Here is a 19,225-nt window from a genome sequence, read left to right as displayed (position 1 = left end):
CACCGCTCAACGGTGGTTCTCAGCCCGTGGAGGATGGGCGGTGAGCCAGGCGATGGCGGAATCGCGGATCGGGGCGGGGATCTCGTGGCCGCCGGGGAACTCCTGGTAGGTCACGTCGTAGCCGAGGTCGTGCAGGTGCGGGACGAGACGGCGGCTGCACACGTCGATGGGCAGCACCCGGTCGTCGACGCCGTGTGAGATGAAGATCCGTGGCCGGCCGTGGGTGACCGGTGGCGCGGCGAAACCGGGGGAGAAGGCCAGCACCGCGTCGACCAGATCCCCGTTCGCCAGGCCCAGCGACAGCGCGTACGAGGCGCCGTCGGAGAAGCCGCCGACCGTCACGTCGGCCACCGGGTAGGTGTCGAAGACGGTCGCCAACAGCCCGTCGATGCGCCCCACGTCCGCCCCGAAGCCGCCGGCGATCAGGTCCCAACTGGCCGCCGACGAGTCCGGCGCGACCAGCAGCAGGTGCTGCGCGTCCGCTACCGGCAGCAGCAGGTCCAGCCCCTGTCGCGCCGAACCGCCCGCACCGTGCAGGAGCAACACCAACCGGTACGCCGAACGGTCGGTCGCGCGCTCCGGGGCGTACCCCAGGGCCAGTCGGTCACCGTCGGGGCCGGTCATCGGCACCAGCCCGGTGCGGCCCGGCGCCACCGGCGGGTGGCGGCGGGCGGTCAACCGGCCGTCCCGGGGGCTCGGCGCCGGGTCCCAGTGCGACGGCGCGGAGTCGGACACGGGTCGGCGCTCCTCACGGTGGACGAAAGGTCCGACGCGGTTACCCGGCCCGTACGGGGTTAACCGTCAGCGTGCTCGATCGAGCGTCGACTCAGGCGCTGGCCCGCGCCACCAGGGCGGACGGGAACAGGGTCACCGGCGCCGCCGGGCGCCCGTCCAGCAGGGCGGTGGCCGCGGCGACGGCGATCCGCCCCACCGGGTGACTCGCCGTGGTCAGCGCCGGGGCGGTCATCCCGGCCAACGGAATGTCGTCGAAGCCGGCCACCGCTACGTCGCCGGGCACCCGCGCACCGGCGTCGCGCAGGCCCGCGATCACCCCGAGCGCTGTGTCGTCGCTGATCGCGTAGATCGCGTCGATGTCCGGCCAGCGGCGCAGCGCCTCGCCGGCCGCCGTCCGGCCGCGCGCCGCCCGGAAGTCCCCGGGCAGTATCCGCTCCGGTAGGCCGGCCTCGGCCATGAGTCGGCGGTACGTCTGCACCGGGCGTTGCGCGCAGGGCAGCCACCGGGGGCCGGTCACCATGGCGATCCGGCGGCGACCCGAGGCGTACAGATGGCGAAGCACCTCTTCGGAGCCGGCGGCGTTGTCGACGTCGAACGACGGCACTGTCGCCGAGCCGACGCCGATCGAGACCACCCGACCGCGTAGCGACCGGGGCACCGCAGCCAGCAACTCCTCGGTGGTGTTGACCAGGATCACCCCGCACACGCTGCGATCCCCGTCGAGTTGGTCGAGGCTGCGGGGGTCGCCGAACGGCAGCCAGTACAGCGCCACCCCGACACCGGCGGGCGTGCACACCCGGGCGGCCGCGCCGACCACCTGGTGCACGTACGGGTCGTCCAGCACCGCGGCGCTGGTGCCCAGAACGGCCACCACCAGGCGTACGCCGCCGCCGCTGACCAACGCGCGGGCTGCGGGATTGGGCACGTAGCCGAGCTGGTCGACGGCTGCCGTGACCTGCTTGCGGGCGGCCGGCGAGGCGAACCCCGTGCCGGCGATCACCCGCGACGCCGTGGACCGGGACACCCCGGCGACCCGGGCCACGTCCTCGAGGGTGGCCGCTCGGTGTGCCGCTGTCGTCATCGTCGCCTCCCGCGGCGGCCCGTCCGGTCGGACCAACGCCTGCTCACATCATGCCCCGGCCGGACCAGCAGCGGTAAGGGGCGGTTCCCGGTTGTGGTGGTAGCGCTCTCAGGTGTGCGATCGTGCCAGGAGATCACCCCGAGAAAGAGGACCTACCCCCGTGAGCGCCCCCACCAGTCGACCCGTAGCCCCGGACACCGCATCGCCGACTCTGCGGACGGTGCGGCTCGCCCGCAACGGCGTCGCCGTCACCTTCACCCTCAACGGGCTGGCCGTCGGCAGCTGGTTCTCCCGCGTCCCGGCGGTCCGTGAGGCGTTGGACCTCTCCGCCGGCCGACTCGGGTTGCTGCTGCTGGCGATGAGCGTCGGCGCGCTGCTCGCCATGCCCACCTCCGGCCTGCTCGCCCAACGGTTCGGTGCGGCCCGCACCGTCACCATGGCCACAGTTCTGGTCGCGGTCGGCCTGAGCGTGGCGGGGCTGGGCGCCACGATGACCGGGTCGTTCGCCATCGTCGCCCTGGGACTGGTCGCTCTCGGCTACGGCTCCGGCGCCTGCGACGTGGCGATGAACGTCGAGGGCGCGGCTGTGGAACGGCGGCTGGGCCGTACGATCATGCCCCGCTTCCACGCCGGGTGGAGCCTCGGTTCGGTGGCCGGAGCGGCGCTGGGTGCCGGGGCGGCCCGGTTCGACGTGTCGGTCGGCGCGCATCTCGTCGCGGTGGCGGTGGTCGTGTTGGCCGGCACCGCACTCGCCGCCCGGACGTTCCTGCCCGTGGGCAGTGATCACACCGGCGACCCTGCGGACGCCACCCCCGCCGCCCGCCGCCGGGCGCAACTCGCCGCCTGGCGTGAGCCGCGCACCCTGCTGATCGGGCTGTTCGTGCTGGTGGCGGCGTTCACCGAGGGCGCCGCAAACGACTGGCTGGCCGTGGCTTTCATCGATGGGCGGGACCTGAGCGAGGCCGCCGGCGCGGCGGTCTTCGCGGTCTTCGTGGTGGGCATGACCGTCGGACGCACCGTCGGCACCATCGCGCTGGACCGGTGGGGTCGGGTGCCGGTGCTCAGCGGCACCATCGGCCTCGCTGTGGTCGGCGCCGGCCTGGCCGTGTTGGCGGGCTCCGGGCCGGTGGCCGTCATCGGCGTCGCACTGTGGGGCCTGGGTGCGTCGCTGGGCTTCCCGGTCGGGATGAGCGCGGCGGCCGACGACGAGGCCCACGCGGCGGTGCGGGTGAGCGTGGTCGCGGTGATCGGCTACACCGCGTTCCTCGGTGGCCCGCCGCTGCTGGGGCTGGTCGGCGACGAGGTCGGCACCCTACGCGCGCTGCTGGCGGTGCCGCTGCTGCTGCTGCCGACCCTGCTGCTGGTGCCGGTGCTGCGCCCGCCGCACTCCGCTGAAACTGCTCCGTCGGTAGCTAAGAACTAACCCACCTCGCCGCCGGGGCGGTGCGGGTGCGCGGCCGACTGCGCCGCGCACCCGCACTGGTTACGGTCGCCGTCTCAGGCCCGCACGACGTGCACGACGATCTCCTGACCGTCGCCCACCGTGCCGGAGAACCCCTCCGACAACGCGTTCACGATCGTCAGCTGGAGCGCGAGAGTCTCGTGCGCGATGAGCTTCTGATGCGTGGAGATCGCCGCCGCGACATCCGGAGGCGCGGCGATCGACACCGTGATCCGGTCGGAGACCTCGAAGTCGGCGTCGCGGCGGGCCTGCTGGATGATGCGGACGACGTCGCGTGCGACGCCCTCGGCTGCCAACTCGGGCGTGATCTCGGTGTCCAACGCGATCGTCGCGCCGCGCTGGGACTCCACTACCCAACCAGTGCGCGGCACCTCCGTGATCAGGATGTCGTCCAGGCCCACCTCGACCTGCGCACCGTCGACCGACAGTGGATACGTCCCGTTCGCCCGGACCCCGTCGACCAGGTCCCGGGGGGTCACGGCGGCGATCGCCTTCGCGACGTGCTGGGTGCGGTTGCCGAACCGGCGGCCCAGGGTCCGGAAGTTGGCTTTGACCTGCACGTCGATGACCCCGCTCTGTGCATCGAGCGGCTGGAGGACCTTGACGTTCAACTCGTCGCCGATGTCGTCCAGCAACGCCTGCGGGAGGACGGTGCCGGCCGGCAGCCCCACGAGCGCCCGGCTCAACGGCTGGCGGATCCGCAGGCTGCTCGCCTTACGCGCGGACCGGCCCGCCTCGGCCAATGCCCGCGCCGTGGCCACCTGGGACGACAACTCCGTGCTGATCACTGTCGTGTCGGCTGTGGGCCAGGTCGCCAGGTGCACCGACTCGGGGGCCGACTCGGCACCGCGCCGGACGACCTGCTGCCACACCTCCTCCGTGACGAAGGGGATGAACGGCGCCAGTAGCCGGGTGAGGATGTCGAGGCACTCGTACAGGGTGGTGAGGGCATCGGGGTCGCCCTCCCAGAAACGCTGCCGCGACCGCCGTACGTACCAGTTCGACAGGTCGTCGATGAAGTCGGCGAGCAGTCGGCCGGCGCGCGCCGTGTCGTAGTTCTGCATCCGTTCGTCGACGGCGGCCGCGAGGGCGTGGACCTCGCCGACGATCCACCGGTCCAACACCGGTCGCTGGGCGACCGGCTGCGCCAGATGCGGCGCCCACGTCGAGTTCGCCGCGTAGAGGGAGAAGAACGCCGCGGTGTTCCAGTAGGTCATCAACACCTTGCGGACGATCTCGTCGAGTGGGCCGGGCCCGATCCGGCGCGGCGACCACGGTGAGCCGGAGCAGGCCATGAACCAGCGCACCGCGTCCGCGCCGTGCGTGTCCATCAACGGGATCGGCAGCAGGATGTTGCCCAGGTGCTTGCTCATCTTGCGGCCGTCCTCGGCCAGGATGTGCCCGAGGCAGACGACGTTCTCGTACGGGGACCGGTCGAAGACCAGCGTGCCCACCGCCATCAGCGTGTAGAACCACCCCCGCGTCTGGTCGATCGCCTCGCAGATGTACTGAGCCGGGTAGGTGCGCTCGAAGATCTCCTTGCTACCCGGCACGTGGGGGTAGCCCAACGACGCGAACGGCATCGCCCCGGAGTCGTACCAGGCGTCGATCACCTCGGGGACCCGGGTGGCGATCAGACCGCAGTCCGGGCAGGCGAAGGTGATCTCGTCGACATACGGGCGGTGCGGATCCAGCTCGGACAGGTCGGCGCCGGTCAGCTCCCCGAGCTCCGTACGGGAACCAACAGCGGTGATGTGGTTGTCAGGGCATCGCCACAGCGGCAGCGGGGTGCCCCAGTACCGGGAGCGGGACACCGCCCAGTCGATGTTGTTCTTCAGCCAGTCGCCGTAGCGGCCGTGTTTGATGTGCTCCGGGAACCAGTTGGTGTTCTCGTTCTCCCGCGTCAGCTCGTCACGGACCTCGGTCGTCCGGATGTACCAGGACGGCTGCGCGTAGTACATCAGCGGCGTGTGACACCGCCAGCAATGCGGGTACGGGTGCTCGAACGGCTCATGCCGGAACAACCGACCAGACTGCCTGAGACGGTCGATGAGCAACGCGTCGGCGTCCTTGAAGAACACACCACCGACCAGGTCGATGCCGTCGTCGAACCTCCCGTTCGGGGCGACCGGGTTGACCAGCGGCAACCCGTAGGCGCGGCAGACGGCGAGGTCGTCCGCGCCGAAGGCCGGCGCCTGGTGCACCAGACCGGTGCCGTCCTCGGTCGTCACGTACTCCGCGAGGACCACCCGGTGCGCGTCCGGGATGTCCACCAGGTCGAACGGCCGCTCGTACCGCAAACCCTCAAGGGCCGACCCCGGCACTGTCGCCAGGATCTCCGCCTCGTCGCCGAGGACCCGCTGGGTCAGTGGTTCGGCGACGACGAATGTGCCCTCGCCGGTGCGGGCCAGGGCGTACGTCACTGTGGGGTGGACGGCGACGGCGGTGTTGGACACCAGGGTCCACGGGGTGGTGGTCCAGATCAGCAGGTCGACACCGCTGTGTCCGGCCACGTCCCCGCGCACCGGAAACCGCACGTACACGGAGGGGTCGGTGACGGTCTCGTACCCCTGGGCCACCTCGTGGTCGGACAGGGTCGTGCCGTCGCGGGTGCAGTACGGAGCGACCCGGAAGTCCTCCACCAGTCGCCCGCCGTCGTGGATCTGCTTCAGTGACCACCAGACGCTGTCCACGTACTCCGGGGACATGGTCTGGTACGGATGCTCCAGGTCGATCCAGTAACCCATCCGCTCGCTGAGCTGGACGAACTCGTCCACGTGCCGCAGCACCGAGGTGCGGCACAGGGCGTTGAACTCCGCGACGCCCATCCTCTCGATGTCGGGCTTGCCGCTGAGCCCCAGTTCTTTCTCCACCGCGAGTTCCACAGGCAGGCCGTGGCAGTCCCACCCGGCACGGCGTGGCACCGAGAAGCCCCGCATCGTCCGGTACCGGGGAAAGAGGTCCTTGAAGACCCTCGCCTCGATGTGGTGGGTGCCCGGCGTGCCGTTGGCGGTCGGCGGACCCTCGTAGAACACCCACGGCGGACCGTCGGCCGTCTGCTCCAGACTCCGGTTGAACACGTTGTTTGCCTGCCACCACTCGATGACCGCACGGTCCATCCCACCAAGGTCGATCTTGGTGGGCAGTGGCACGAATGGTGACTTCGACGGACCGTCCGGCACCGACGTTCTCCCTACACTTCACGTCCGCTCGCACGGGCAGCAGCTCACTGCCCACGCGGGGACGAAGCGCCGGGCGTATGGCCAGGACTCCGCGGTACCACCCCGCTTGCGCCTCGATGATGCAGGCGCCGCTCGATTTCGCGGCGTGACGTGCCGCGACGTCCGGTTCTACTGGGGCGGCGAAGCTGCCTGTTCTTCCGGAGGCTCCCCGGTGATGGCCGGATCGGTGCCGATGCCGCCCAGCATAGCTGTCCGTGCGTGGGGCCAGTGGCCAGAGCGCTAGGCGTGCAGCCAGATGCGGAGAGGGCCGGTGGTGGTGAAGCCAGCGGAGAGCGCCGACGTCAGGTCCGCTGTGCTTTCGTAGCCGACCAGCGGCGCGTTGGGCACTGTGGCGCACACCGCGCGCCAGATGTCCCGGGGGTTGTCGGTGCGGGTGAACAGGTTGGAGACGCCGTACGGGCCGTCGCCACTGAGCACCGCTCCACCGGTGATCACGCCCCGGTCGTCGTGGCGAGCGAGCACCCGTACGCGGGGGTCGGCCAGGAGCGCGGGGCGGAACAGGTCCCCACCACCTTGAGCCGCCGCCCAGGCCACCAGCTCGTCGGGTGTGGTGACCGGGGCCAGCGGCGTGTCGACAGGTGGTGGCGACGGTGGCCGGTGGATCCACTGGGCGTCGAAGAGCACCCGGAACCCGTACCCGGACAGGTCGAGGTCGGCGAAGCTGTCCTTCACCGACGCGCCGGGCCCCGCGTCGATGCGGGCCAGCACGGCCTCGGCGTCGACGCCCGGCCGCACTGTGACCGCGTCCGGGTACCACTGTGGCGAACGGTGGGGGACCGACCAGGCGTCGGCGTCGGTACGACCGGCCAGCCCGTGGCTGCCGCAGACGATGTCGCACCATTCGGCGTTGTTGCGGGCCGCTGCCACCCGCGCGTCCATGGGCATGATCGGCAGCCTAGGCGGCCCGAGGTGCTGTCAGGGGGCGTAGACCAGGTCCATCGTGTCGGTGTGCCCGGACCAGCGCAGGTCGAGGCGCCAGCAACCGGCCTCGGGCAGGTCGATGATCGACGGACCGGGGCCGCCGGGGACCTCCCGGATCACCCGGGTGTCCGTGCCGTCCAGCCTCGCTGTGATCACCAGGGTTGCCGGTGCGGTCGGGTCGGGCGAGGTCGTGGCGGCGCTGGCCACCCAAAGGATCTTGTTGTTCGACCCGTCCGTCCGGACCTGCCGCAGTGGGTGGGCGAACAGCACCGCCACGATGTCACCCTTCGCGCCGAAGACGTGCGGAACCCGGGCGTCCCCGCTGAACCCGGCGTCCGCCCAGTCCGGCAGGGACCCCGTTTCGATCCGCGCCGCGCAGGCGGTCGCGGTGCTCGCCGTGGTGGCCGCACCCGCCGTCGGCGGCGCTCCGCTGGTCGTGGTCGTGCACCCCGCCAGCAGGACCACCGAGGATGCCAGCGTCAACCTGCCCCAGGAAACCATCTCGCCCCTTCCGGTACGCGTCGACGACTCGTCCACCCTTCCGACACCGCCCACGCCCGCCGGGTTCCTAGCCCAGTGAGCGGGCGATCTCGATCGCCTCGGCCTTGGTGAGGGTGCCCTCAATCCGGTAGCTCACGTCGTCGTCCTGCCAGATCAGGGTCGAGGCGGCCAGTCGGGCGGTCTCCCTGCGGATCTCGCCCGTCCGGTCCACGTAGGACAACGCGTGTGGGCCGTCGACCCAGACGGCGAAGTCGCCGTTCACCTGGACCCAGTTCGCGCCCGGCGGAGTCACCTCCTTGTGGAAGGCCAGGTCGAGGTGACCGTCGAACGCGTCGACGCGCAGTGCGCCCCCGTCGTAGAGCAGCGTCGCCACCCGGTACTGGCCAGTGGCGTCCGGGTCGGCGACCAGCACCTGCTCGGGCGTGCCCAGCCTCGCCGGCAGGCGGATCGGAAACCGCACCGTCCGTTGGGCCTCGCCCAGGGCGACGGCCCGCTGCCCGGGCAGCGGCGACGCGGTGCCGCTGGGCGGCGTCGGGGCGGGCGAGGTGGCGATGCTGACCCCGGCGAAGCGCAGCAGCCCCGTGACGGCGTCGGCGATCGCGGCCCGCGTCGGCGGCAACATCGCCACGAGCAGGGCGACGAGCGCCACCGCGGCGAGCGACCGCCACCGGCGCCGTCGGGGCGCGGGCGTGCCGAGTCGTACGCGGACGCGGGCGGTCACGTCGGGCGGATCGGGGGTGTCCAGCCAGGTGGACAGGTCGCGCAGTTCCCGTTCGAGGTCACCCATGCCGGACCTCCGCACCGTCGAGTAGGCCGCGAAGCTTCGCCAGAGCCCGGGACGTACGCGACTTCACAGTGCCTCGGGGCCAGCCCAGAGCCGCCACCGTCTCCTCCTCGGTGAGATCGAGGAAGAACCGGCAGACGATCACCTCACGGTCCCGTACCGGCAGCTGTCGCAGGGCCTGCACCAGCGATGCCCGGCGCTCCCCGGCGAGGACCGCGCCGACAGCGTCGTCCTCGGCGACCTCGGACGTCGGGTCCGCTGCCGCCGCCCGCAGGACGAGCCCGTCGCGCCGGCCACGGGAGCGGTGCAGGTTACGGGTCTCGTTGGCGACGATCGCGAGCAGCCACGACCGGAAGGACGCGTCACCCCGGTAACGGGACAGCTTCCGGTACGCCTTCACGAACGCCTCCTGGATGACGTCCTCGGAGTCCGAGCCCGCGCCGAGCAGCACCGCGGTCCGGTACGCGGACGCGGTGTGCCGGGCGACCAGGAGGTTGTACGCCTCCAGGTCACCTGCCCGAGCGCGGGTGACGAGTGCCTCGTCGTCCAGGGGGGCCTCCGTTCGGATCACACTCATGACACCGCCCACCCGCTGCGGGTTCCACACGGACTTCTCGATGCAGGTCAGCTCTCTCCCATCCGGCGTGCAGCGTATTGCCAGGAACCGGTGCTGCACTGGAGGGACGTCGAGGAGAGGGGCGGGGCATGAGCTGGTTCAACCGCCGGTCACGGGGTGCCGAGGCGACCCCGACGAAGCTGGACCGGGAGGCGACCCGCGACGACCTCGCGGCGCTGGAGGAGTTCGTGGCCACCCGGCGCGGGGTGGAGTTCTACCTGGAACCGGAGACGACCGCTACGGACACCACAGTGATGGCGATCGCCCACGACGGCGAGTGGATCCGTCGTCGTACCGGAACGCCCCGCGCGGCCGGGTCCATCGCCCGCAAGCACGCGGTGCCGCTGTACGAGGCGGCGCGCACCGGCTACCCGGAGCGGATGCGGACCTGGAGCCGGGCCCACCCGGAACGCCATGCCCGCTGAGGCCAGGTCAGTGCGGCTGGGCCGGCACGGGTTCGTGGAGGGCGGTAGCGCGGGCCTGCGCCAGTCGGAATTCGGGCGAGGTGACAGTTCGTAACGTCACGGCGAGCACCAGGACGCAGAGACCTGCTCCGCCCCAGAAGACCGCTCTGACGCTGACCAGTTCCGCGGTGAGGCCGGCGACCAGAGCCCCGAGCGGCATCGAACCCCAACTGGTCAGGCGGCTGACCCCGCTGTAGCGCCCCATCATCTCGTCGGGCACGACGAGTGCGCGCAGCGAGCTGTAGGTGACGTTCCACGCGCCGGAGCCGGCGCCGCCCAGGACGGTCGCCGCGGCGACCAGCCGGGGCGACGAGGTGATCGCCGGTGCCGCCAGCAGTACGGCGAAGCTCGCCATCGACGCGGCGAGGACGACCCGCCGTCCTAAGCGGCGGGTGAGAGCGGGCGCGGCGGAGGCTCCCATGACGCCGCCCACTCCCAGGGCTCCGATCAGCAGGCCGTATTCCGCGTGGCTCAGGTTCATCGGTCCGGGTGCGATCGCGTAGACGGCGATGACCGCCATCCAGGCCGCCCAGCACCCGCTCGCCGCACCGGCCACCAGCAGCAGAGACCGCAGAATCCTTGCCTGCCACACGTACCGGATGCCCTCCCGGATGTCGGCGCGGAGGCCCGGAGCGTTCGCTGCTGGTCCGGGATGACCGCTGCTGCGGTAGTGACCGGTCATGACTGCCAGTGCGAGCAGGGCGCCTGCGTAGCCGACGCCGCCAGCGCCGAGCGCCACGGCCAGTCCGGCGGCGGCCAGCAGGCCACCCAGCGGGGGCCCGATGAACTCGTTGGCCGCGGTCTCGGTCGCTGTCAACTTCGCGAACGCGGATTCCATGCGATTGCGGGGTATGACCATCGGCACTACCGACATCCGGGTGGTGTCGGCGAACACCTCGGCGGTGCCGAGGAGCAGCGCCCCCGCGTACAGGCCGGCCGGTGGGAGGACGTCCACGAGGATGGCGCCCACGAGCACGGCGAGGACCAGGGCGCGCGCGGCGGCCATCGCCATGATCAGGCGCCGGCGGTCAACCCGGTCGGCGAGGGCACCGGCGGGCAGTGAGAACAGTAACCAGGGCAGGGTGTTGGCCAGGGTGGCGCCGGCGACCAGCGCAGGGGAGTCCGTCATCGAGAGGGCCGCCAGAGGCAGTGTCAGCTTGACGACGCCGTCAGCCAGGTTGGTGATGGCGGCACCGGCCCACAGAGCGTTGAAGTTCCGCGTGCTCACTGTCGTCGGGTCGCCTGGCTGAGCATCGCTGTGCATGGCCAGGAGCTTGCGACATCCCGCGGCGCCGCCCTAGAGTTTCGACTGGAGGCGAAACATGGCGGTGTTCCTGGTCGACGCCGAAGTGATGGCGCAGGCGCGTTTCGGCACCTCGCAGCTCACCGAGACGTTGGGGGCGCTGAATATCCTGCGCAGGGCCCAGCCGCTTCCGTGGCATCGGGTCTGGCGGGACCAGCATGTCGATGCCTTCCAGGGCTATCTCGACGGTGACCCGGTGACCCGGGCCATCCTGGCGCACGCCATGTCGTCCTCCTGGATGGCCGACTTCCTGACGGTGCCGCCCGCCCGTCCGGACATGACGCTGGACGACGAACTCGTGGAGCTCGAGTCGCTGCCGGATGACCGAATCCGTGCCGATCTGGCCCACGTACGTTCCCCGCTGGCCCCGGAACTGCGCGCTTCGGGGTTGGCGAGTCGGACGGCCGCTCTGGTGCGCTGGGTCTGGCACCACACGATCGAGGCGGACTGGCCGCGCCGGCAGTCGGTGCTGCGTGCCGACGTGGTGTCCCGGATCTCCCGGCTGGGCCGGGACGGATGGTCCGGGGTCATCAACGACATGCGGCCGGGCATGCGCTGGCTGGGCAACGGCCGGCTGCAGGTCGAGGAGCGGCCCTACCCACCGTCCGACGTGCGCGGCGGGACGCTGACGTTCTTCGCGGCCCACTGCCGGGGAGGCTGGATCTCCTGGAGGTTGCCCGACCGCTTCGGGATCGTCTACCCGGTGACCGGGGTCTTCACGGAGGCGGCTCTCACCACCCCGGATCCACTGCGCCGCCTGCTCGGAAACGCACGGAGCACGATTCTGGTGCAGGCGGCTGAGCCGATCAGCACCACGGCCGTGGTCGCCGCGACCGGGCTGCCGCTCGGTACCGTCGGTGGTCACCTGCGCGTGCTGACGGATGCCGGTCTGCTCCAGAAGCGCAGGTCGGGCCGGGAGGTCCTCTACTGGTGGACGGATGCGGCCCGGACGCTGGTGGCCGGGGCCTTATCGTTCTGACGGGACCCGGCGTGTCGGCCCATGCTGCCCGCACTCGGTACCGGGAGGGCCTGGATCAGGCGCCCTCGACGGCCGAGGCCGTCCTCCGGCCGGCGCAGATGTGCCGGCGGCGGGTAGAAGCATCGCAGTCACCCTTGAAGGTCAGCGCGCCGGGCTGGAGTGTCAGCATGAGGTTCTGCGCCAGGTCGACGGCCTCCTGTGCGAGGGGGAGGAGGCGGGCGTGGTCGGTCATAGCTGGCGGCTGCGATCCCAGAGCGAGCTGAACATCTCGTCGAATATCGGGGAGAGGCCGGAGGGGTCAGTGCTGCGCTCGATGACCGTCGCCGGGCAGTCGACGCCCCGCATCTGCGGTAGGTAGTGCTGAACAACGCAGAGCCGGTCATCGATCAAAGCACGTTGGCGCGAACGGGCTCGTCGTAGACGCCGGTCGTCCCGACCTTGCCATGATGCACAGCCGTCTTCTCGGCTGGCTGTCGCTGACCCGCCACCCGCGCCGATTTGGGCACGAGTAGCCCAGGGCTGACCGGGGCGGACTGAATCGTCCACGACATCAGCTCCAAAGGGCGTCGCACCCGCACTGCCCCCGGCAGGGGACCACGCCGCCAACGACCAACCAGCCCAGCAGCCCGCCGCAGCGGCGGACGACAACCTCGCGCGCCGATATTTCCGCAGGTCAATGTGGTGAGAACGGGCGTGCGACGGCGGGGTCCGCGTTGACCGGCGACGCGGCGGTGTGGCAGCATTCGCGGCCTGACGGCAGTGAAGGAAGTCGGTGCGATTCCGACGCGGTCCCGCCACTGTCACCGGGGAGCGATCCCCCCTCGTGAGTCACGGCCGTGTGTCTGCGGTTGGAAGGCCGGGGGAGAGCGTCGATCCGGAAGCCAGGATACTTCGGCCGTCGGACGTACCCCAGGGCGTGGACACCCGAGGAGGACCCGATGACGCACGGCGTCTCATTCATCGACGATTATCGTCGTATCGCGCTCCAGGCAGTGCATTCCAAGGGCACCGGCCACCGGCACCGCTGAGCTGATCGCCCGGCGCTGACCGGCCCCGACCCATGCGTCGGTGCGCCGTTCGCTCGGGCCGTCGTACCGGCTGACGCCGTACCCACCCGTATCGCCCCGGTCGCCTCAGTGAGGGCCCAGGGCGTCACTTTCCGGAGCCTGCCGTGCGCATCCTGCTGCTGTCCACCGCCGACACCGACCTGCTGGCCGCCCGCGCCAGCGGCGCCGACTACCGGTTGGCCAACCCCGCCCGAGTTACCGCCGAGGAGGTGCCCGCCCTGCTCGACGAGGTCGCCCTCGTCGTCGTACGCCTGCTCGGCGGTCGGCAGGCGTGGCCGGACGGCCTCGCTGCGGTGCTCGCCACCGGCGTGCCGACGGTGGTCCTCGGCGGTGAGGCGCTACCCGACGCGGAGCTGATGGCCATCTCCACAGTGCCATCCGGGGTCGTCAGCCAGTCGCTGGCGTATCTGACGGAGGGCGGCCCGGACAACCTCGGGCAGTTGGCCCGGTTCCTCTCCGACACGGTGCTGCTCACCGGCGAGGGGTTCGCCGCACCCACGCCCACCCCTGCGTACGGGGTACACGGCGAACACCCCGCCGCTCCGGACCGGCCCACAGTGGGGATCGTCTTCTACCGGGCGCATGCGCTGGCCGGCAACACCGACTTCGTCGACGTGCTCGCGGACGCGGTCCACAGAGCTGGCGGCAACCCGCTGCCGATCTTCTGCGGCTCGCTGCGCGGGCTGACCGCGGGCACCGGCCCACTCGGGCTCTTCGCCCGCTGTGACGCGCTGCTGGTCACGGTCCTCGCGGCCGGCGGCGCGGTCGCCGCCGACGCCTCCGGTGGCGGCGACGAGGACGCCTGGGACGTGGGCGCCCTGGCCGCCCTGGACGTGCCGGTCATCCAGGCCCTCTGCCTCACCAGCACCCGCGCGCAGTGGGCCGACAGCGACGCCGGTCTGTCCCCCCTGGACGCCGCCATGCAGGTGGCCATCCCCGAGTTCGACGGCCGGATCGTCACAGTGCCGTTCTCGTTCAAGCAGATCGACGCCGACGGCCTCTCGGTCTACGCCGCCGACCCCGAGCGGGCCGCCCGGGTCGCCGGGATCGCGGTGCGCCACGCCCGGCTGCGGTACGTGCCGCACGCCGACAAGCGCGTCGCCGTGGTGCTCAGCTCGTACCCCACCAAGCACTCCCGGGTCGGTAACGCCGTCGGGTTGGACACCCCGGCCTCGGCGGTCCGGCTGTTCGCCGCGCTGGCCGAGGCCGGCTACGACCTGGGTGACACGCCACCGCCGGACGACGGCGACGCGCTGATCCACGCGCTGATCGCCGCCGGTGGTCACGACGTGGAGTGGCTCACCCCGGAGCAGTTGGCCGCCGCCGAGGCCCGGATACCGGGGCCGACGTACCGGCGCTGGTTCGACCAGGTCCCGGCCGAGCTGCGCGAGCGGATGCGGGAGCACTGGGGTGAGCCACCGGGCGAGCTGTACACCGAGGGCGGCGACATCGTGCTCGCCGGGCTGCGCTTCGGCAACGTGGTGCTGCTGATCCAGCCACCCCGCGGCTTCGGGGAGAACCCGATCGCCATCTACCACGACCCGGACCTGCCGCCGAGTCACCACTACCTGGCCGCGTACCGCTGGCTGGCCTCGCCGGCCGCGGACGGCGGCTTCGGCGCGGACGCCGTGGTGCACCTGGGCAAGCACGGCACCCTGGAGTGGCTGCCCGGCAAGGGCCTCGGTCTGGCCGCCGGCTGTGCGCCCGACGCGGTCCTCGGCGACCTGCCGCTGGTGTACCCGTTCATCGTCAACGACCCCGGCGAGGGCACCCAGGCCAAGCGGCGGGCGCACGCCGTGGTCGTCGACCACCTGGTCCCGCCGATGGCCCGTGCCGAGACCTACGGCGACCTGGCCAAACTGGAACAACTGCTCGACGAGTACGCGACAGTGCAGGCCCTCGACCCGGCCAAGGTGCCCACAGTGCGAGCCCAGATCTGGGACCTGGTGCGCGCCGCCGAACTGCACCACGACCTGCACGCCGAGGCGATGCCCGACGCGGACGACTTCGACGACTTCGTGCTGCACCTCGACGGGTACCTGTGCGAGGTCAAGGACGTCCAGATCCGCGACGGGCTGCACATCCTCGCCGACGCTCCCACCGGCGAACCCCGGGTCAACCTGGTCCTGGCGGTGCTGCGCGCCCCGCAGATCTGGGGCGGCGCCCGGGCCCTGCCCGGCCTGCGACAGGCACTCGCCGTCGCGTACTCCCTCGACGAGCAGGAACTGCTCGCGTCACCGGGACAACGGCTGGCGTTGCCCGCGGCGCTGACCGACGTGGTGGACGGGCCGGCCGGCACCGCCGCCGACGCGATCGACCTCATCGAGGCCCTCGCGCGGCGGCTGGTCATCGGCATGGAGACCCTGGACTGGGCCGTGGACACTGTCGACGCCGTAGTGGCCGAGGTGACCGGTCGCTCGATCCCGGACGTCGCCGCGGTGCTGCACTTCGCCGCCACCGAGCTGGTGCCCAGACTGGACCGGACCACCGACGAGCTGACAAACACCCTCGGCGCGCTGGACGGACGGTTCGTGCCGCCCGGCCCGTCCGGCTCACCCACCCGGGGCCTGGTCAACGTGCTGCCGACCGGCCGCAACTTCTACTCCGTCGACCCGAAGGCCATCCCCAGCCGCAACGCCTGGGACGTCGGGGTGGCCCTCGCCGACTCGCTGCTGGCCCGGCACCTCGCCGACACCGGGGCGTACCCCCGCTCGGTGGGGTTGACAGTGTGGGGCACCAGCGCGATGCGGACCCAGGGCGACGACATCGCCGAGGTGCTCGCGCTGCTGGGCTGCCGGCCGGTCTGGGACGACAGGTCCCGGCGGGTGACCGGCGTCGAGGTGGTGCCGACCGCCGAGCTGGGCCGGCCCCGCGTCGACGTCACGGTGCGCATCTCCGGCTTCTTCCGCGACGCGTTTCCGCACGTGGTGGCGCTTCTCGACGACGCCATCCGGCGCGTCGCCGCCCTTGACGAGCCGGACGAGGAGAACTATCTGCGGGCGCACGTCGCCGCCGACCTCGCCGAGCACGGCGACGAGCGGCGGGCCACCGCCCGGATCTTCGGCTCCAAGCCCGGCGCGTACGGTGCGGGGCTGCTGCCCCTGATCGACGCACGGACCTGGCGCAGCGACGCCGACCTGGCCGAGGTGTACGCGGTGTGGGGCGGCTACGCGTACGGCCGGGGCCTGGACGGCCGGGAGGCGCGCGCCGACATGGAGCGCTCGTTCGCCCGGATCGCGGTTGCGGTGAAGAACCAGGACACCCGCGAGCACGACATCGTCGACTCCGACGACTACTTCCAGTACCACGGCGGGATGGTGGCGATGGTCCGCCACCTCACCGGCACCTCACCGCAGGCGTACGTGGGTGACTCGGCGATGCCGCACGACGTGCGTACCCGCACGCTGGGCGAGGAGACCCGGCGGGTGTTCCGGGCCCGGGTGGTCAACCCGAAGTGGATCGCCGCGATGCGCCGGCACGGCTACAAGGGCGCGTTCGAGCTGGCGGCCACAGTGGACTACCTGTTCGGCTACGACGCCACAGCCGGCGTGGTCGACGACTGGATGTACGAGCACCTGGCCGCCGCGTACCTCTTCGACGAGACCACCCGGGAGTTCCTGGAGAAGTCCAACCCGTGGGCGTTGCGTGGCATCACCGAGCGGCTGTTGGAGGCCGCCGACCGGGGGCTGTGGGCCAAGCCGGAGCCGGCCACCCTCGACCGGCTTCGCGACACGTACCTGGCCAGTGAGGGCGATCTGGAGGACCGGGCATGACCGCGACCTACCCGTTCAGCGCGGTGCTCGGCATGGCCGACATGCGGCTGGCGTTGCTGCTCAACGCGGTCTCCCCGGCGATCGGCGGGGTGCTGGTCCGGGGCGAGAAGGGCACCGCCAAGTCCACCGCCGTGCGGGCCCTCGCCGCGCTGCTACCCCCGGTGCGCCGGGTGGTGGGCTGCCGCTTCGGCTGTGATCCGGCCGAGCCCGACCCGGCCTGCCCGGACGGCCCGCACCCGACCGACGCCGCCGCCGAGACCCGTCCGGCCCGCCTCGTGGAGCTGCCGGTGGGCGCCGCCGAGGACCGGGTGGTCGGCGCGCTGGACCTGGAGAAGGCGATCGGCGAGGGGGTACGCGCCTTCGAGCCGGGCCTGCTCGCCGCCGCGCACCGGGGCGTGCTCTACGTCGACGAGGTCAACCTGCTGCACGACCACCTCGTCGACCTGCTGCTCGACGCGGCGGCGATGGGCCGCAGCCACGTCGAGCGGGAGGGCGTCTCGGTCAGCCACGCGGCCCGCTTCCTGCTGGTCGGCACGATGAACCCGGAGGAGGGGGAGCTGCGCCCGCAGCTGCTCGACCGGTTCGGGCTCACAGTGGAGGTGGGCGCCAGCCGGGACCCGGAGGTCCGCGTCGAGGTGGTCCGCCGCCGGCTGGCCGCCGACGCGGACCCGGTCGGCTTCGCCGCCCGCTGGGCCGATGCCGACGCGGAGATCGCCGGCCAGGTGGCCGCCGCCCGCCGCCGACTTCCCGAGGTACGACTGCCGGACGCCGCGTTGCGGCAGATCGCCGAGGTGTGCGCGGCGTTCGACGTGGACGGGATGCGGGCCGACATCGTCACCGCCCGGACCGCCCTCGCCCACGCCGCCTGGCACGGCCGGGACCGGGTCACCATCGACGACGTCCGGGTGGCGGCCCGGCTGGCCCTGCCGCACCGCCGCCGCCGCGACCCGTTCGACACCCCGGGGCTGGACGAGAAGCGCCTCGACGAGGCGTTGCAGCGGGCCCAGGACGCCCACCCCGACGACCCGGACGACGCCGGCCCCGACGACAGTGGCCCGGACGGCGGCGGACCGCAGGGCGGCGGTCCGGACGGCGGTGGCCCGGCCGGTGCTGGCCCGGCCGGTGGCGGACCAAACGAGGGCGGCCCGAGTGGCGGCGGACCGCAGGGCGGCAACGGCTTCGACGATTGTGAGCCCGGGTCGACGGAGCACTCGACGGCGCGGAACGGCGCTGGCCCGGACGGGCGCACCGACGGCCCCGACGGCTGGCCGCAGCACCAGCAGGGCGCCCGGGGTGACGACGACGGCTGGCCGCAGCACCAGCAGGGCGACCGGGGCGGCGACGGCCAGAACTCGCGCCCGCGCGGTGGCCGGCCTTCGGCGACCGGTGACGACGACCCGAACGGCGGCGGGAAGTCCCAGCCGGTGGCCGTACCCCGGGGCGGGCTGAAAGCGCGGGTGCTCACCGCGCCCGGCCTGGGTGACGGGGTGCCGGGCAGACGGTCGCGGGCCCGTACCGGGCGCGGCCGCACCACCGGTGCCCGGGTACCGGCGGGTCGGGTCGGTGCGCTGCACCTGCCGGCCACGATCCGCGCCGCCGCTCCGCACCAGGCGGCCCGGGGCCGGCTCACCGGTCCGCTGCGGCTGCGCCGCGACGACCTGCGCGAGGCGGTTCGTGAGGGGCGCGAGGGCAACCTGGTGCTGTTCGTGGTGGACGCGAGCGGATCGATGGGCGCCCGACAGCGGATGGCAACAGTGAAGGACGCGGTGCTTGCCCTGCTCACCGACGCGTACCAGCGGCGGGACAAGGTCGCGGTCATCGCGTTCCGGGGCGCCGGCGCCCGGACCCTGCTGCCGGCTACCTCGTCGGTGCTGGCCGCCTCGACCCGGCTGGCCGAGCTACCCACCGGCGGGCGTACGCCGCTGGCCGAGGGGCTGCTCGCCGCCGCGGACCTGTTGCGGGTGGAGCGCCTGCGCGACCCGAAGCGCCGCCCACTGGTCCTCATCGTCACCGACGGGAGAGCCACCGCTGGCACTCGTCCCCTCGATCGAGCGGCGGCAGGGGCGGCGGTCCTGGCCGCCACCGGCGCACCGTGCGTGGTCGTCGACTGCGAATCCGGCCCGGTCCGCCTGCACCTTGCCGCCCGCCTGGCCACCCAGCTGAAGGCCCCCCGAACCCCAGTGGAAGCCCTCACCCACCCCCGCGATCTTGCACTTCCTGTCGCGGCATAAGGGACCAAACGCACGTATGACCAACCGAAACCGCAAGATCGCGGGAGAGGCGGGCGCGGGAGTGCT

At 72.2% G+C, this 19,225-nt stretch carries 15 protein-coding genes and 1 riboswitch; of the genes, 6 read left to right on the top strand and 9 right to left on the bottom strand.

The features are described from left to right. Nucleotides 1–6 precede the first annotated feature (6 nt). Nucleotides 7–735, bottom strand: a complete 729-nt coding sequence (locus tag AB0C19_RS22080; RefSeq protein ID WP_357188154.1) for a phospholipase — start codon at nucleotides 733–735, stop codon at nucleotides 7–9. Nucleotides 736–826: 91 nt separating this feature from the next. Then, nucleotides 827–1,816, bottom strand: a complete 990-nt coding sequence (locus AB0C19_RS22075; RefSeq protein ID WP_357188152.1) for a LacI family DNA-binding transcriptional regulator — start codon at nucleotides 1,814–1,816, stop codon at nucleotides 827–829. A 160-nt stretch (nucleotides 1,817–1,976) separates the two neighbouring features. Here AB0C19_RS22075 and AB0C19_RS22070 point away from each other — a divergent pair, with 160 nt between their 5' ends. Continuing rightward, nucleotides 1,977–3,239: an MFS transporter gene (locus AB0C19_RS22070; RefSeq protein ID WP_357188150.1), complete on the top strand. Its 1,263-nt coding sequence runs from the start codon at nucleotides 1,977–1,979 to the stop codon at nucleotides 3,237–3,239. Nucleotides 3,240–3,313: 74 nt separating this feature from the next. On the opposite strand, the gene ileS is transcribed toward AB0C19_RS22070, so the two are convergent. The 3 genes from ileS to AB0C19_RS22055 form a co-directional block, all read right to left on the bottom strand. Next, entirely contained in the window at nucleotides 3,314–6,460 is a 3,147-nt protein-coding gene (gene ileS / locus AB0C19_RS22065; protein ID WP_357188148.1) for an isoleucine--tRNA ligase, read from the bottom strand. Nucleotides 6,461–6,739: 279 nt separating this feature from the next. Continuing rightward, entirely contained in the window at nucleotides 6,740–7,405 is a 666-nt protein-coding gene (locus AB0C19_RS22060) for a hypothetical protein (RefSeq protein WP_357188146.1), read from the bottom strand. 30 nt (nucleotides 7,406–7,435) lie between these two features. Continuing rightward, nucleotides 7,436–7,717 carry a hypothetical protein gene (locus AB0C19_RS22055; protein WP_357188144.1) on the bottom strand — a complete coding sequence of 94 codons (282 nt, stop codon included), beginning with the start codon at nucleotides 7,715–7,717 and terminating at the stop codon, nucleotides 7,436–7,438. Between the two features lies 1 nt (nucleotide 7,718). Here AB0C19_RS22055 and AB0C19_RS22050 point away from each other — a divergent pair, with 1 nt between their 5' ends. After that, complete coding sequence (locus AB0C19_RS22050; protein ID WP_357188142.1) at nucleotides 7,719–8,021, top strand: hypothetical protein; 303 nt, start codon at nucleotides 7,719–7,721, stop codon at nucleotides 8,019–8,021. Here AB0C19_RS22050 and AB0C19_RS22045 read toward each other — a convergent pair. Beyond that, entirely contained in the window at nucleotides 8,010–8,729 is a 720-nt protein-coding gene (locus AB0C19_RS22045) for a hypothetical protein (protein WP_357188140.1), read from the bottom strand. The two genes, AB0C19_RS22050 and AB0C19_RS22045, sit on opposite strands and share 12 nt — an antisense overlap. Next, nucleotides 8,722–9,303 (bottom strand): RNA polymerase sigma factor, encoded by a 582-nt coding sequence (locus AB0C19_RS22040; protein ID WP_357188138.1) that lies wholly within the window; start codon nucleotides 9,301–9,303, stop codon nucleotides 8,722–8,724. Before AB0C19_RS22040 ends, AB0C19_RS22045 begins: the two co-directional genes overlap by 8 nt. 128 nt (nucleotides 9,304–9,431) lie before the next feature. Here AB0C19_RS22040 and AB0C19_RS22035 point away from each other — a divergent pair, with 128 nt between their 5' ends. Further along, entirely contained in the window at nucleotides 9,432–9,767 is a 336-nt protein-coding gene (locus AB0C19_RS22035; protein ID WP_357188136.1) for a hypothetical protein, read from the top strand. A 7-nt stretch (nucleotides 9,768–9,774) separates the two neighbouring features. Here AB0C19_RS22035 and AB0C19_RS22030 read toward each other — a convergent pair whose 3' ends face one another. Further along, entirely contained in the window at nucleotides 9,775–11,070 is a 1,296-nt protein-coding gene (locus AB0C19_RS22030; protein ID WP_357188134.1) for an MFS transporter, read from the bottom strand. A gap of 58 nt (nucleotides 11,071–11,128) precedes the next feature. Between AB0C19_RS22030 and AB0C19_RS22025 the strand changes: the two genes are divergently transcribed. Then, nucleotides 11,129–12,088, top strand: coding sequence for a helix-turn-helix domain-containing protein (locus AB0C19_RS22025; RefSeq protein ID WP_357188132.1), 960 nt, complete (start codon nucleotides 11,129–11,131; stop codon nucleotides 12,086–12,088). A 55-nt stretch (nucleotides 12,089–12,143) separates the two neighbouring features. Here AB0C19_RS22025 and AB0C19_RS22020 read toward each other — a convergent pair whose 3' ends face one another. Beyond that, nucleotides 12,144–12,320, bottom strand: a complete 177-nt coding sequence (locus AB0C19_RS22020) for a hypothetical protein (protein WP_357188130.1) — start codon at nucleotides 12,318–12,320, stop codon at nucleotides 12,144–12,146. A 530-nt stretch (nucleotides 12,321–12,850) separates the two neighbouring features. Further along, a riboswitch (cobalamin riboswitch) is annotated at nucleotides 12,851–12,980 on the top strand. A gap of 279 nt (nucleotides 12,981–13,259) precedes the next feature. Between AB0C19_RS22020 and cobN the strand changes: the two genes are divergently transcribed. Further along, a complete protein-coding gene (gene cobN / locus AB0C19_RS22015; RefSeq protein ID WP_357188128.1) occupies nucleotides 13,260–16,928 on the top strand; it encodes a cobaltochelatase subunit CobN in 3,669 nt (1,222 codons plus the stop codon). Next, a complete protein-coding gene (locus AB0C19_RS22010) occupies nucleotides 16,925–19,159 on the top strand; it encodes a magnesium chelatase subunit D family protein (RefSeq protein ID WP_357188126.1) in 2,235 nt (744 codons plus the stop codon). The genes cobN and AB0C19_RS22010 overlap by 4 nt, the downstream gene beginning before the upstream one ends. The last annotated feature ends 66 nt before the right edge of the window (nucleotides 19,160–19,225 follow it).

The organism is Micromonospora sp. NPDC048842 (genome assembly GCF_040649935.1).
Lineage (GTDB): Bacteria > Actinomycetota > Actinomycetes > Mycobacteriales > Micromonosporaceae > Micromonospora > Micromonospora hortensis.
This window is presented reverse-complemented; position numbering and strand designations above follow the sequence as displayed.